This is a genomic window from uncultured Devosia sp. (assembly GCF_913055165.1).
Lineage (GTDB): Bacteria > Pseudomonadota > Alphaproteobacteria > Rhizobiales > Devosiaceae > Devosia.
In genome coordinates this window covers 55666-69997 of sequence record NZ_CAJXJS010000015.1, presented here as the reverse complement: position 1 = coordinate 69997, position 14332 = coordinate 55666, and the positions used below count along the sequence as shown (strand labels likewise).

Genomic DNA, 14332 nt, shown 5'->3' with positions numbered 1-14332 from the left:
GGTCTTCATGGAATGTCCCTTCCGGAATTCATTTGCAAACATGGCCAGCCATTCGTTGGGCCGCCCTGTGACGCGGCGACCATAGGTGTGCCCGACGACGGTTTTATTGCATTTCAATGACCTGTTTGTGACACATTAAGTCATTGAAAAATAAATGGTTATTTCAAACTTGATCCATTTGTGTCACTGTTCTGGAAAGGCGGAATGACGGCTTGGAAAGGTCTTTGACACAGACTCTGGAAGCGGCCACCGCGACGACCCTAATGGCGATATGTGACAGTTGTCGGTCGGAACGGGAGGGTGTGCACGAACCGGTCCGCGGCTTCCCGTTCAACGGAGGAGCGGGCGCACTTCGGCTTGGACCTTGCGCATCAACGGCAGGAAATGGGCGATCATGCGAGAGGTGGGCGCGCGGGCGACATGGGCGCCGATATTGATTGCGGCCACGACCTGGCCAATGGCGTTGTGCAGCGGCACGGCGATCGAACACAGACCCAGTTCGAGTTCCTGATCGATGACGGCAAAACCCTGTGCTGCAATGACCGCCAGTTCAGTGGTGATGGTGGCCTTGTCGGCCTTGGTACGCGCTGTATAGGCCACGATGTCTGAGCGATCGAGAATCGCCTGGGCCTCATCGGCAGGCAGCGCGGCCAGCAAAGTGCGGCCCATGGACGTGCAATAGGCGGGGAGGCGCGCGCCAGCCCCCAGATTGATCGACATGACGCGGCGGGTCGAGGCCCGGGCGACATAGAGAATGTCGGTGCCTTCGAGAACCGCCGCCGAGGTGCTTTCGCCGGTGGCGCGGGAGAGTTCTTCGAGAAAAGGCTGGATCAAACGGGGCAGCGGTGTGGCGGCCAGATAGGAATGGCCCAGATTGAGTACCCGCGGGGTCAGCTGGAAGAATTTACCGTCATAGGTGGCGTAGCCGAGGTGCACCAGAGTCAGCAGGCACCGCCGTGCCGTGGCCCGCTCGAGCCCGGTACGCTCGGCGACATCGGTAATCGACATGCGCGCATGATCCTCATCAAAGCATTCGATGACGGACAGACCGCGAATAAGGCCGTGGATGATGTCGCCGTCCCGCATGCCTGTTCCCTATCCTTGTGCGCTGGGCGCACAGAATAGGTGAAAGGCGGGCAGCAGAACAGAGTGCCTCAAGGACTGATTTGGGCATCGCGCAGTCCAGTGCTGCCCTTGGCTAACTCAACAGCCTCCATGCGACCTTGTTCGTGGTCAATGCAATTCCATGCAGGCTCAGAGCTTCTCGATCACGTCAGACAACATGTCACGCACCTTGCCGGCGACGGATTTGAGCGCCTCGTTCTCGATGGCGCTCATCGACGCCACGGGGTCAATCGCACTGACCTCGACCGCACCGTTTTCCAGTTCGCGCACGATCACGTTGCAAGGGAGCATGGCACCCACCCGCGGCTCAAGCCGCAGGGCTTCGAACGCCATTTTCGGGTTGCAGGCGCCCAAAATGGTATATCGGGGCATCGCCTCGCCCAGCTTGGTCATCATGGTCTTCTGCACGTCGATTTCCGTGAGAACGCCGAAGCCCTGATCGGCCAGGGCAGCGCGCGTCCGATCGATTGCGGCATCGAAGCTGGACGCAGTCATTAGCTTGTTGAAGGTATACATGAATGATTTCCTGTCTAGACGGGTCTAGCCGGTATGTCCTGTGCGGCTCGGCTGGACTGACCATCGCCAAATGTCCACCATATTTGATTCACCGTAGGGCGGTCGCCGATTTGCTTTTTGATCGGCATCAACCAAGCTCCGTAGAGGCTCAATCCGTTTGTGTCGGATCCTTCGTCATCGTCAGGCTCTGTCGGAGCGCCATCGCGGATAGGAATCGCAAACGGTGTTTCATTCGGCAGCTGTTTTGCCGTCCGTCTCGACAGGGTCCTGGTGGCGGAGCAGTGGCACAAGGATTTCGGTGGCCAAGGCTTCCACACCTTGGCGGCCGAGATGGTCGCTGTCGAAGTAAAAGCGCGGATCCTGCATCCGGTCGGTGAAGTCGAGCAGGTTGAGCCCCCGGGAGGCGAGTTTCTCTTCAAGCGCCGCATTGAAATCAGCCTCTCCGGGCAGCCCCGCGACAAAACTAGACGGCAGAGGCAGCTTCACGACCAGCACAGACATCCCGGCAGCTTCTGCGCGGTCAAGCAGGCCGTCAAACATGTCGAGGTAATGTTCCAGCACAGCCGGATTCTCGGAGCCTTGGGGATAGAGATACGCCACCCGCTCCGCTGCTGCTGTTGACGAGGGCCTATAGCGGCGGTCGAACAGGGTGACCGAATCCCACAGGTCAAGGGAGAAGCGGTCCGGATTGTTGATCTTGGGGAAGCCGGTGACGTAGGCGAGCGGCGCCTGAAGCGGCAGATCGCCACTGACGCTTTCGGCAAGCAGCCTTCGTGCAACGCCCAGGTCGAATGGCGTGCGTGCCAGAAGATCGGCATCGGCCAGTCGATCCGCATTCCATTGCGCGCTCCTGAACGCAAAGGAATCCACCACATAGACAAGTCCGGAGGCAGAGTGGTCGCGGACGAAACGCTCCAGCACGACGTCATTGTAAAGCGGACCGACGCCCTGCAATGCAAGGTTGATGATGCTCACTCCGGCGGACGACTCGAGCCGGGTTTCCACATCATCAAAGGCCAGGGGCATGGCATGTGAGGCGCCCAGGATCAGCCAGTCGTAATGTGTCCTGTCTGCGGTGGCGATTTTGAAGAAGGGGTTGTCGTGCCCGCTGCGATAGACAATGGCCTCACTGAGCGCCCAGAGAGCGAGATAGAGCCCCAGTCCGATAGTCAGGAATTGCAGGATGGTGCGGCGTCGAGGTGGGGGTACGGCAATGGCTTCGTCCATGCATTCCTCCGCTAGAATTGCATGTAGATGGCGCGGCTGCCCTGCCAACTACCAATCACCACGATGGCACCCAGGACACAGTAATAGAGCGCCCAGCGCCAGGGCCGCGCCCATGCTGCGATGCGTTGGGCGAGCGGCCGCCTCTCATCGAGCATTTCCACGCCCATCAGCAGGGCGATGAGGCCTGCGCCGAGGGCATGCTCACCGGAAAACGGGTAGTGCCGGATCACCGAGGGCAGGTCGGGGATGGCTGCCGCAATGCGCTGAAGGACCAGCACCGCTTCTTCCACCGAGGCAGCGCGGAAGAACACCCAGGACACCAGGATGAGATGAAAGGTCAGGAAAATGGCGAGCGCGCCGCTTAGGCGCTCCGGGAGCAGACTTGGGACGGGCAGCTTGGCGGCCAGGGTCGAGACACCCATCTGCGCCCATTGATAGAGACCGTTCAGCAAGCCCCAGACCAGAAAGCTCCACCCCAGCCCATAGCCGAGCCCGGCGTGCCACAACCCGCTGACCAGAAAGACGATCATGATGTTGAGGTAGGTCCGGGCGACACCGGCCCGGCTGCCCCCCAGGGGAATGTAAAGATAGTCGCGGAACCATTGCCCCAGCGTTATGTGCCAGCGCTGCGACCAGAACTCGGACACCGAGCGTGACAGGTATGGGCGGCGGAAATTGATCGGTAGCTCGATGCCGAACAGGCGGGAGGTGCCAATGGCCATGTCAGCGATGCCTGAAAAATCGCAATAGATCTGGAAGGCAAAGAAATAGACCGCGATCAGCAGCTCCAGCGGTGCCGCATAGGGAGCAATCGCGAAGGCATTGTCGACAACGGGCGCCAGGTTGTCGGCGATGACGACCTTCTTGAACAGGCCCCAGAACACGAGCTGCAGGGCACCGACCATTTTTTCGGGGTCAGCGCGCAGCCCGTTCCTGGCCTGATCCAGGAAGGGTTTGGCGCGGGCAATGGGCCCCACCAGCACCTTGGGAAACCAGGCCATGTAGAGCCCGAACTGCGCCGCGTTTCGCTCCGCCTGCAGCTCGCGTCGGTGGACATCGATCAGATATGCGGCAGCTGCGAAGGTGTAAAAGGAATAGCCGGCGGGCGCATTAATCCCGAGAACGGGCCAGAGGCTCGCCCACTGCTCGGGTAGCTCGGCGCGGATGAAGTCATAGAACTTAAAGGCCGCCAGCGAACCGATCAGGCCCAGAAGGGCGCTCGTGAGCAGCCATCTGCGCGCGCCCCTGCTGCGGCCATGGCCCAGCAGGAGACCGAACGCATAGGCCCACAGAGTTACCCCGCCAAGGAACAGCAGGTTGCCCGGCTGTCCCCAGCCATAGAAGACCAGGGAGGCAGCAAGCAGCCACAGCCAACGCCATCCGAGGGGAAGGGCGGCGGTACCGCCCAGGACCAAGGGCAAGAACAGAGCGAAGGCCAGCGAATTGAACAGCATGGCCTTGCCTGCCCAGCCTGATCAGTAGGACGCACCGCCGGCGCGCAGTTCGGGGGGCACCTCTTCGATCGGAATGCCGGCATTGACCACCAGATAGTCGGCCAGGGCCTCCCGCTGTGCGGGGGTCAGATCGATTTCGACGTGACTGGGCTTGTTCATCGTGCCCAGCCAGGCTTCCCGCGCCCGCGACTGGGTAACCACCACGGTCACGATGTGGCAGGACTGGCAATAGCGCAGCGTCATGTCGCGTCCGTCCATTGGCAACGCGTCCGGTGTCAGATCGGCACCGAGCGGTGCGTTATAGAACAAGTAGTCGGCCAGCGTTTGCCGCTGGTACTCGTCCAGCGCCGCGACCGCTGGAGCACTCGCCGCCGCTTGCTCCAGCAAGGCCAGCCATTCCAAACTGGTCCTGGTTCCCGACTTGTATTCATTCAGTGTGGAATCGGGCAGCCCGGCCTCCGCCACGCCTGCGAGCAACGTCCTACCACCTTCCGGAATGAACGCGAAGACGTCGTCAGTCTGAGACAGGGACACTGAGGTCAGTCCGCAGGCGATCCCTAGGACAAGCGCTGCAATCAAGGTGGGCTTCATTCGATCCTCCTTTGTCAGGGTCCTCAGAAACGCAGTTCGGGTGGTACGTCCTCGTATTTCATGGGCATGTTGACCGCTGAGTAGAGTGCGAAGGTCTCGCGCTCCTTTTCGTCCATCTTGATCTCGCGGTGGAAGGGCGAGAGGAACACGCTGCGCCAACCCTGCACGTTCCGGTCATGCATGAGATAGCCGGAGAAGATCGCGTGACAATACTGGCAATTGGCCACGGCCAACTCCTTGCCGTCCTGCGGGAGCAGGGAAACCGGATCCTCGGCGCTGGCGAGAACCCCCATGTCCCCCACAAAGGGAAAATTGACGCTGAGATAGCCGGCCAGCGTAAGCCTCTCGGTCTCGCTGAGATCTGTGTCCTGCCCCAGGATAGTCTCCCAGCTTGCCTGGTCGTGACTCTCCGAAGCCAGCTTCGCCAGCTCCGCGGGCTTGTCGGCAAACAGCTGCCGCAGCAGTCCTCTACCGCCATCGGGCATGAACTCGAAGCCGGCCTGCGCCAGAACCGGCCCGGCCAGAAGCAGGACCAGCACGGCGACAAGCGGGGAGCGGATGGCGATGCTCATAGCGGCACTTTCGCTTTCGCCAGATTCGCTCGCCTGAGCATCTGGGCATAGTCGAATACCGGTACCTCGAGAAAACGCGCGGCTTTGTCGGCTGGAAATCCGGCGCCCCGCAATAGGTCCAGCATTGTCGCGGTCACATCGTCGTAGAACTGCTCTTTGCAGGAGCGGCACTCCAGAGCCGGCAGCCCCTCTATGACCACCAGGCGCTCTCCCTGCCAGAGGGCAGACCGAATGTTGGTGGGGCCGATCGCGGCGCTGCCGCACTGCGGGCACCGGGCGTCGCCAGCCGGCGATTGTTCGCCCTCTCTATCCTGGTAGTTCATGATGCCTCTCCCGCTGCTTCCTAACCAACCAGCTTGCGCGCCGCATTGGCGATGTGGTCGGCATTGACCCGCATCCAGAGGAACATTTCAGGAGAGGCGGGGGGCGGGGCGTCCGGAAATGCGATGCGCTTGAAGCGGGCGCCGTCGACATTTTCCGCCACGCGGGCCACCACTTCGGCCGCGGGGCCCAGCGTGTAGTAGGTTTGATCGACCGCGAGCAGCTTCTTGGTCTTGCCCACCGAGGCCACGAGTGTCTCGGTGTCCATGGGCTTGAGCGACCGCAAGTCGATGACTTCCACGCTCATCCCGTCGGCTTTGAGCGCGTCGGCCGCCTTGAGGATTTCGGGCATGCCGGCACCCGAGCCCACTATGGTGAGATCGGTGCCTTCTGCCAGCACCGCCGCCTTGTCGAGTGGCACGTCATACTGCTCGTCCGGCACCTCCGCTACGAGTTCGCGCAGGCCCGCCGGATAAAGGAAGACCACAGGATTGGGGTCGCGCAGCGCCGACGCCATCATGCCCTTGGCATCGTAGGGGGTGGACGGCACGACCGTCTTCACGCCCGGGATGTGCATGTAATAGGAATCGATCTCGTAGTCGGAATGTTGCCCGGCAAAGCCCGGGGTCTGGCCTGTCATCTCCATGACGAACACCACCGGCATGGAGGCCACTCCACCAGTCATGTGGCGCAACTTGCCGGCATGGTTCTGGATGATTTGAAAGGGCATAGCCGCCCCCTGATAGGGAATATAGGTGGCCGCTTTCGAGCCGGCGAGACCGGCGCCCAGCGTCGCTGCTACCATCCACATTTCATCGATGCCGGTGTTGATGACCCGCTTGCGGGTGAATTCTGTTTCCAGATTGATCACCGGGAGCCCGGGATTGGACGCCACGGGAGCCGTCAGCTCGAACAGCCAGAGCATATTCGGATCCTGGCGCATCTCGTACTGCACGGCCTCAAGGACGGCGTACATCCAGCTTTTCTCAGTCATTTTCGGAACTCCTGATTAGGTCACGCCAGCTGGCGGGCTTCAACTTCGCCGTCGACGAATACGTGCTTGAGACCGTCCTCAGGCCTGCAGAGCGGCTGCTCGGCGGCCCAGGCAAAGGCCTCGGTGACCTCGGCTTTCACTTCGGTTTCGATGGCATCGGCTTCGGCGTCATCGAGCAGGCCCCAATCGATGAGGATCCGGCGCGAGATGTCGACGGGATCGCGTTGCATCCAGGCGCGCAGTTCGCGCTCGGGCCGGAATGAGGAGATCGCCAGCGGATCGTAGCCGAAGGCACCAAGCTCGCCGGGGGTGGCACCGGGAGCGCCCCAGTGGTTGTAATAGCGGTAGGTCTTGGCCTCGATCAGGGTCGGGCCCTCACCAGCCCGCGCCCTGTCTACCGCGATCTTGGCGGCATTGTAGACCTGCATCACGTCCTGGCCGTCCACCACGATGCCCGGAATGCCATAGGGCTCTGCGGCCGTGGCAATGTCCTTCATCGGGACGGACAGGGAATAGTGGGCGTACTGGTGGTAGAGATTGTTCTCGATCACGTAGATGAATGGCAGCTTGAGCAGCGTGGAATTGTTCAACGCCGAATGGAAATGCGGTGTCGCATAGGTCCCGTCGCCACCGAAGTTGACGACCACTTGGCCGCTCCCACGGGCCTGGATAGCCAGGGCCGATCCTGTTGCGATCACCGGACCCGGGCCGATCATGCCATCGGCCCCCATGAACCCGATGGTCGGGTCCGAAATATGCATTTCCGCCGCATAGCCGTTGTTGAGGCCGGTGGCCCGGAAGTCGTTCTCGGCGCACATGCGCTTGAGATCGATGCCCTTGGCTATAGCGTGACCGGTGGGGCGGTGGGTCGAATAGACCAGGTCCGCCTTCTCCACGCCGCCTTCATTCCGCAGCGCCGAGCAGATGCCAACCGCAACCGCCTCCTGGCCGGCATAGAAGTGGTTGTAGCCGCGATAGGTGGGGTCGGTGAGCATCTTGTCGGCCATGGTCCGCTCGTGCCAGCGGATGCGGAGGATGCGTCGGTACATGTCGACGAGTTGCTCATCTTCCAGATCCTTGGCCCAGAACCCGCTTTCGCCAGCGGCATAGGCCACAGTGCTGGAGATTGTCGCCGCCGCGCCGGCCAGGACCGAAATCTTGAGGAAGGTGCGCCGTCCCGGCGAAAATCCCGGCTCGGACGATTGGCAATCAGTATCGGTCTCACGGTGCATTTTGAAGTCCTCCGCAATTGTCCATGAATTATGGGAGGGGGGTTCGGGGCCGCCTTGACGACCGTCAAAAATGAAACACAAGACCATCGACTCGTCGTGCTGATCTACGTCTCGGATCGGCCGCGCCTGGGCCCGTGGATTATCGGCCCTAGAGCGAAATTACATGACTATGCCGGCGCCCCAGAGTGTCCAGGGCGCCGGTGTCATCCAATGCTTGAGCTGGGGCCGGGCTACCTGCGCACAGCCAAGGAAAGCAGGAAGCCGATCGCTGCGGCAACCCCGACGGTCAGCAGGGGCTGACGGCGCAGGGAATCCTCGAATGATCTTTCGAGGCTTGCAGCATTGCGCCTTGCCTGCTCGGCTAGGCGCTGACTTTCTCTCGCAAGAGCAGAGGCGCGTTCGGTCGTCTCCTCGCGAAGATCCTCCATGCCGTGTGCGGAAATGGCGCCTAGGCCCCCCGCAATGTCGGACAGGTCGGTTTGCAGACGCGAGACCTTGCTCACAAGGTCATTGAAAGCCTGATCGTAGGGCATTGCTTTGTTTGCGCTCGTCATGATGGCGGTCCTCTTTGATACCTGATGCGAGCCTAGAAACATGCCGACTGAGCGGTTTGACCGGCGTCAAGATTTCGAAGGAGTTGATCCGATGGGCCCGGTCAGTCGAAGCGCAAATTGTCTTCCAGCGATTGCACGGCCGGCGCTGCTCATGCGACCTTTTCGGCTGTGGTCTTTTCCGCGTGAGCGTTCACCTGCCTGGTCAGCGTGCCGCTCGCCGCGCATTTTGGCGGGCGTCCCGCCGGTCACAATCTTGACCACCATCAATTCCCTCGGCGGGTGCCAGTCCTAGACTCTTTGTCGACAATCCGGTCCGACGAGGTCAGCCATGCCGCACAAGCAGGTTCTGTTTCGATCCGAGGCGCGGGAGAAAATCCTGCGCGGTGCCACGCAACTGGCTGACGCGATCAGGGTGACGCTGGGGCCAAGGTCGAAATCGGTGCTGATCGAGCGCAAATGGGGCCCACCACTGGTCTGCAATGATGGTGTGACCATCGCCAAGGAGTTCCAGCTCAAGGACGCGGAAGAAAACCTCGGTGCCCGCATGCTCCGAGAAGCGGCGGAGCGTACCGGGGACATGGTGGGCGATGGCACCAGCACGTCTACCATCCTCGCCCACGCCATCTTCGCCGATGGCATCCGCAACGTGGTGGCCGGCGCCAGCGCCATCGAAATCAAGCATGGGCTCGACCGCGGGCTCAAGCGCGCCATGGCGGTGCTCAAGGATATCTCGCGGCCGGTGGTGAGCCGCAAGGAAAAGGAGCAGGTGGCGACCATCTCTGCCCATAACGACCCCACTGTCGGCGCATTGGTTGCCGACGCCATGGAAAAGGTCGGTGGAGAAGGGGTCATAACGGTGGAGGAAGCCAAGACCACCGAGACCTCGCTGGACGTCGTGGAAGGAATGCAATTCGACCGGGGGTTCCTGTCCCCCTATTTCGTCACAGATCCCGAGCGCATGAAGACCGAATTCGAGAATGCCGGAATTCTGATCGTGGACGGCAAGATTGCCGTGCTCGCCGATCTGTTGCCATTGCTTGAGACCGTCGCCAAGGCCGCCATACCGCTGCTGGTCATTGCCGAGGATGTCGAAGGCGAAGCGCTGGCCACGCTCATCGTCAACAATATCCGCGGCACCTTTCACAACTGCGCGGTCAAGGCGCCCGGCTTTGGCGACCGGCGCAAGGCCATGCTGGAAGACCTGGCGATTATGACTGGCGGTCAGGTCATCTCGCAGGATCTGGGGATGAAGCTCGAGAACGTCGGCACGGACCAGCTTGGTCACGCCGCCCGCGTTCTGGTTGACAAGGACACCACCACCATCGTGGGCGGCAAGGGCAAGAAGTCTGCGATAGACGGGCGGCGCCAGCAATTACGCCAGCAAATTGCCGGAACCTCCAGCGACTATGACCGGGAAAAACTTCAGGAACGCCTGGGAAAACTCAGCGGCGGCGTCGCTGTGATCCGCGTTGGTGCACCGACGGAAGCGGAGATGAAGTCGCGCAAGGAGGCACTGGACGATGCGATCAGCGCCACCAAGGCCGCTGTGGCTGAGGGCATTGTGCCTGGTGGCGGCCTTGCCCTGCTGCGCTGTGCCAGTGCTCTGGATGAAGAGGCCAAGCTCTGCGAGGGCGACGAACATACAGGCGTCCAGATTCTGCGGCGCGCCATCGAGGCCCCCGCCCGGCAGATCGCTGACAATTCGGTGACGGACGGGGGCATTGTTGTTGCCCGCATGCTCGAGGGCAGCGGCAATATCGGCTTTGACGCGGGGCGCAAGACTTATGTGGATATGATCGAGACCGGCATCATTGATCCCACCAAGGTCGTGCGCATCGCCCTGGAGAACGCAGTGAGCGTCGCCGGCGTGCTGCTCCTGACCGAGGCGACGATGACGGAGGTCCCCGAACCAAGGCCGCAAATAGCCATGCCTGAGGAACTCACCGGCTAGTCGCAGAGGGCGGGATGATGTCGCGGGGGGGTGGTTTCTTGCCTGTTTGCGTCAAGCGCCTGCCGCACGCTGGGACGCACTGGAGGGGACCGCCTTCTCTGCCTGTACCTCGGCGGGCCTGAGCGGCGGGAAATCGTCGGGCGTGACAATCTCGCGCTCAAGCAGCAGCGCGGCACCCCGGTCGAGATCGGGGCGACGGCCGGCCAGGATCGCCTTGGCGCGCCCGAAGGCATCGATGATCAGGCCGCGCACAGCCAGGTCCAGTTCCCGCGCGGTTTCCTCCGAATAGTCCCGCATCGAGCGTGGCTCGACCACATTGAGATAGGCCTGTCTTTCCTGTTCCAGCACGGCCTGGCCGGTGGCCTCGTGCATGCCGAAACGGGCGACGTATTGGCGGGCAATGTCTGTGACCTTGGCCAGATCGTCCGCAGCGCCGGTCGACACGTCACCCAGGGCGATTTGCTCGGCGGCCCGTCCGCCCATGAGTACGGCCATGCGATCGAGCAACTCGGCTGATGTGATGACATAGCGGTCATCGGTGGGGCGCTGGATGGTGTAGCCCAGCGCCCCAATGGCGCGTGGAATGATGGAAACCTTGTGCACCCGGTCTGTACCGGGAATGGACGCGGCCACCAGTGCGTGCCCCATTTCGTGATAGGCAACGCGCCTGCGCTCGCTGGGCAGCAACAGGCGATTGCGCTCGGTGCCGGCAATGATCCGCTCCACGGCGCGGGTGAAATCGTCCATGGTCACCGCCTCGGCACCGCGACGGGTGGCGACGATCGCCGCCTCATTGACGAGATTGGCGAGATCGGCGCCAGTGAAGCCCGGCGTCAGAGCGGCAATGTCGTCGAGCTTCAGCCCCTGAACCGACCGCACTTTGCGCATATGGACCGCCAGAATGGCGGCGCGCCCCCGCACGTCGGGTCGGTCGATGGCGATTTGCCGGTCAAACCGGCCGGCCCGCAACAGCGCCGGATCGAGAATCTCCGGCCGGTTTGTCGCCGCCAGCAGCACGATGCCGACACGCGGATCGAAGCCGTCCAGTTCCGAAAGCAACTGGTTGAGCGTCTGCTCCTTCTCGTCCTGTCCGCCGAGATTGCCGAATGGCGAACGGGCACGTCCCAGCGCGTCGAGCTCGTCGATGAAGATGATGCAGGGTGCCACTTGCCGCGCCTGTTCGAAAAGGTCTCGAACCCGGGCCGCACCCACGCCTACGAACATCTCGACGAATTCCGATCCCGATATGGAAAAGAACGGCACATTGGCCTCGCCTGCGACCGCTCTCGCCATGAGGGTCTTTCCGGTACCGGGTGGACCGACCAGCAATACGCCCTTGGGGATGCGTGCCCCGAGGCGGCCATATCTCTCCTTGTCCTTGAGGAAGGAGACGATCTCGAGCAGTTCCGCCTTGGCCTCGTCAATGCCGGCCACGTCGGCGAAAGTCACGCCGGTATCCTTCTCAACATAGACGCGGGCGCCCGACTTGCCGATGGCGGTAAGCCCTCCGATGCCGCTGCGCTCGGCTATGCCCCGAAATGCGAACCACCAGAAGGCTACGAGGACGAGGGCAGGGGCGATCCACGAAATCAGCGTCCCCAGCCAGTTCTCATCGCTTGCGCCGCGCACCGGCACGCCCGCTTTGGTAAACAGCTCGACCATTTGGGGGTCAGCGCGGCGCGTTATGAAGTGGTCGTAGCCGTTCTGGGGCGACTGAAACTGTCCTTCGATCACGGTGTCGGTGATGGACACCTCGGCGATGACGCCTCTGTCGAGATAGTCCAGCATCTCACTGTAGGTGATCGTCGCAACTGACCGATATCCCATCCATAACTGGAACAGGCCGAACAGGGCCAACGCAACGACCCAGTACCAGAGGGTATACTGCCGACTCTTGTTCATTATCGACCTCCAGGACCCAAGCCCGTCCTTGTTACGGCTCTGCGGAATGATCGGCATTGACCTCTGTCAAGCGCAGGCCGCACGCGCCTGGCGGTCGGGCGGCACATGAAGCGATGCAGAAAATGACCCCGGTCAAAGCTTCGACGGTCGATAGCGGCCAGTATCCAAAGGGCCAATCCTGCCCATCAGGAAACACAACGGAGGAACGCATGACCAGACATTCCCCCTTCGACGCCGCCATTGACGACGGCAATATCTGGCTCAAGGCCACGGCAGAGAAACTGCACCTGGACGATTCACGGCTGGCCTATCCGGCCCTGCGCGCTGCCCTGCACGCCTTGCGCGACCGCCTGCCTCCGGAAGCAGCTGTACACCTGTCGGCACAATTGCCGATGATTGTCCGAGGCCTCTTCTTCGAAGGCTGGAAGATGGCTGGAAAACCCACACCCGACAACACCGTGGAGGAGTTCTGCGAGCGGCTGGCCGGTGAACTGCCGCCCAACTACCAGCGCAACCCCAAGATGGTCGCTGAAGCCGTTTTCGATGTTGTCTGGCAGAAGCTGGACCCGGGCGAAACAGCCAAGGTCATCGATCATTTCCCCAAGGGTCTGCGGCAACTCTGGCCCTCAATTGCCCGTCGTGAATCTGCCTGAGAGCCACCACCAGAGGGGCCTATGTGCCGTTCCTGATCCGTGGTGCTTGCCTGTCATCAGACTGCCGGTGTCGTGAACGGAAACCGTGGCCTGACCTATTCGCGCCTGAGCGCCTCGATCGGGTCCAGACGCGCAGCGCCGCGGGCCGGAAAATATCCAAAAATGATGCCGACCAGGCCAGAAAACCCAAAGGCCAGTAGCACCACGAGCGGGTCCGGCAAGAACGGCACTCCCAGGTACGCCGCACCGGTGGCGGACAACAGGAGCCCAAGCACCGCTGAGTGTAGGCGTGCTGAATTCCACTATTTGGCCGCTGGCGAGCCCAAGGAAAGCGTTTCTAGCCTACCGTGACGCCAAACAGCGCTCCGACTGCCGCTGTCGCGGCCATTGCGAGAGCTCCCCAGAGGGTGACCCTGGCGGCGCCGCGAATAACGCCCGCACCCCCGGCCGATGCGCCCAGTCCACCCAGAATCGCGAGACCAAGAATGGTCGATGCCGCAACAAGAAGCGCGACAGCGCTTTCCGGCACGAGCAGCGTGACGATCAGTGGAACCACCGCGCCGACGGCGAAGGTGAGCGCCGAAACCAGCGCGGCCTGGATCGGGCGGGCGGTCACGGTTTCGGAGATGCCGAGTTCGTCTCGCGCATGCGACCCGAGCGCGTCTCGTTCGGTGAGCTGAACAGCTACCCGCTCGGCCAGATCCCGGTCGAGCCCGCGGCCCACATATATTTGGATCAGCTCCTCGAGTTCTGCGTCAGGCGTTTCCGCCAGTTCGCGCGCTTCGCGAGCAAGATCGGCGCGTTCGGCATCGGTCTGTGAACTGACCGAGACGTATTCTCCCGCCGCCATGGACATCGCACCGGCCACCAGACCTGCCAGCCCCGCGATCAACACCTCCGGCTTCCCGGATCCCGCAGCGGCCACGCCGACAACCAGGCTCGCGGTCGAGACGAGGCCATCATTGGCACCTAGAACGGCCGCCCGCAGCCAGCCAATGCGATGCACCATATGGATCTCGGAATGGGACAGACGGCTCATGTAGCGGCTCCTTGGGTGTTCAAACCGTCATCCAGCATCATGACGGGCCCACACTCTTGCTCGGAGAGAGCGTACAGGACCACCTGGTCGGGTGCTGGCGTGGCGCGTAGCGCATGAAACCCCACGCCCGAGATGTGGTTTATCGCGGCAACGAGCGGGGTCGCCATCTTGAAGCGATTGGTTCGAAGCGTTTCCATGCAA

General features: G+C 62.0%; 16 protein-coding genes. 2 read left to right on the top strand and 14 right to left on the bottom strand.

The genetic code is table 11. From position 1 onward, the window contains the following. Positions 1-330: 330 nt before the first annotated feature. The 10 genes from QZ564_RS07355 to QZ564_RS07310 all read right to left on the bottom strand — a co-directional run bounded on the left by QZ564_RS07355 (position 331) and on the right by QZ564_RS07310 (position 8586). Positions 331-1086: an IclR family transcriptional regulator C-terminal domain-containing protein gene (locus QZ564_RS07355; RefSeq protein ID WP_297107088.1), complete on the bottom strand. Its 756-nt coding sequence runs from the start codon at positions 1084-1086 to the stop codon at positions 331-333. Positions 1087-1254: 168 nt separating this feature from the next. Further along, complete coding sequence (locus tag QZ564_RS07350; protein ID WP_297107084.1) at positions 1255-1641, bottom strand: DUF302 domain-containing protein; 387 nt, start codon at positions 1639-1641, stop codon at positions 1255-1257. Between the two features lie 228 nt (positions 1642-1869). After that, on the bottom strand, positions 1870-2868 hold the full coding sequence (locus tag QZ564_RS07345; protein ID WP_297107081.1) for a hypothetical protein: 999 nt from the start codon (positions 2866-2868) through the stop codon (positions 1870-1872). Between the two features lie 11 nt (positions 2869-2879). After that, on the bottom strand, positions 2880-4322 hold the full coding sequence (locus tag QZ564_RS07340) for an MBOAT family O-acyltransferase (protein ID WP_297107078.1): 1443 nt from the start codon (positions 4320-4322) through the stop codon (positions 2880-2882). A 21-nt stretch (positions 4323-4343) separates the two neighbouring features. Beyond that, positions 4344-4913, bottom strand: a complete 570-nt coding sequence (locus QZ564_RS07335) for a hypothetical protein (RefSeq protein WP_297107076.1) — start codon at positions 4911-4913, stop codon at positions 4344-4346. A 23-nt stretch (positions 4914-4936) separates the two neighbouring features. Next, positions 4937-5485, bottom strand: a complete 549-nt coding sequence (locus tag QZ564_RS07330; RefSeq protein ID WP_297107074.1) for a hypothetical protein — start codon at positions 5483-5485, stop codon at positions 4937-4939. Next, positions 5482-5808, bottom strand: a complete 327-nt coding sequence (locus tag QZ564_RS07325; protein ID WP_297107071.1) for a YgiT-type zinc finger protein — start codon at positions 5806-5808, stop codon at positions 5482-5484. The genes QZ564_RS07330 and QZ564_RS07325 overlap by 4 nt, the downstream gene beginning before the upstream one ends. Positions 5809-5828: 20 nt before the next feature. Then, positions 5829-6800 carry a transketolase C-terminal domain-containing protein gene (locus QZ564_RS07320; RefSeq protein WP_297107069.1) on the bottom strand — a complete coding sequence of 324 codons (972 nt, stop codon included), beginning with the start codon at positions 6798-6800 and terminating at the stop codon, positions 5829-5831. A gap of 20 nt (positions 6801-6820) precedes the next feature. Next, positions 6821-8032: a thiamine pyrophosphate-dependent dehydrogenase E1 component subunit alpha gene (locus QZ564_RS07315; protein ID WP_297107067.1), complete on the bottom strand. Its 1212-nt coding sequence runs from the start codon at positions 8030-8032 to the stop codon at positions 6821-6823. Between the two features lie 230 nt (positions 8033-8262). After that, positions 8263-8586 carry a hypothetical protein gene (locus QZ564_RS07310; RefSeq protein ID WP_297107063.1) on the bottom strand — a complete coding sequence of 108 codons (324 nt, stop codon included), beginning with the start codon at positions 8584-8586 and terminating at the stop codon, positions 8263-8265. 328 nt (positions 8587-8914) lie between these two features. Between QZ564_RS07310 and groL the strand changes: the two genes are divergently transcribed. After that, positions 8915-10537: a chaperonin GroEL gene (gene groL / locus QZ564_RS07305; protein ID WP_297107060.1), complete on the top strand. Its 1623-nt coding sequence runs from the start codon at positions 8915-8917 to the stop codon at positions 10535-10537. 51 nt (positions 10538-10588) lie between these two features. Here groL and ftsH read toward each other — a convergent pair whose 3' ends face one another. Continuing rightward, a complete protein-coding gene (ftsH, locus tag QZ564_RS07300; protein WP_297107057.1) occupies positions 10589-12439 on the bottom strand; it encodes an ATP-dependent zinc metalloprotease FtsH in 1851 nt (616 codons plus the stop codon). 209 nt (positions 12440-12648) lie between these two features. Between ftsH and QZ564_RS07295 the strand changes: the two genes are divergently transcribed. Then, positions 12649-13092: a DUF2267 domain-containing protein gene (locus QZ564_RS07295; protein WP_297107054.1), complete on the top strand. Its 444-nt coding sequence runs from the start codon at positions 12649-12651 to the stop codon at positions 13090-13092. 95 nt (positions 13093-13187) lie between these two features. Here QZ564_RS07295 and QZ564_RS07290 read toward each other — a convergent pair whose 3' ends face one another. The 3 genes from QZ564_RS07290 to QZ564_RS07280 all read right to left on the bottom strand — a co-directional run bounded on the left by QZ564_RS07290 (position 13188) and on the right by QZ564_RS07280 (position 14328). Further along, positions 13188-13313: a hypothetical protein gene (locus QZ564_RS07290; RefSeq protein WP_297107051.1), complete on the bottom strand. Its 126-nt coding sequence runs from the start codon at positions 13311-13313 to the stop codon at positions 13188-13190. Positions 13314-13429: 116 nt separating this feature from the next. Beyond that, the gene (locus tag QZ564_RS07285; protein WP_297107048.1) at positions 13430-14131 is read right to left on the bottom strand and encodes a VIT family protein; all 702 of its coding nucleotides are present in this window, start codon (positions 14129-14131) and stop codon (positions 13430-13432) included. Continuing rightward, complete coding sequence (locus QZ564_RS07280; RefSeq protein ID WP_297107046.1) at positions 14128-14328, bottom strand: hypothetical protein; 201 nt, start codon at positions 14326-14328, stop codon at positions 14128-14130. The genes QZ564_RS07285 and QZ564_RS07280 overlap by 4 nt, the downstream gene beginning before the upstream one ends. Positions 14329-14332 lie beyond the last annotated feature (4 nt).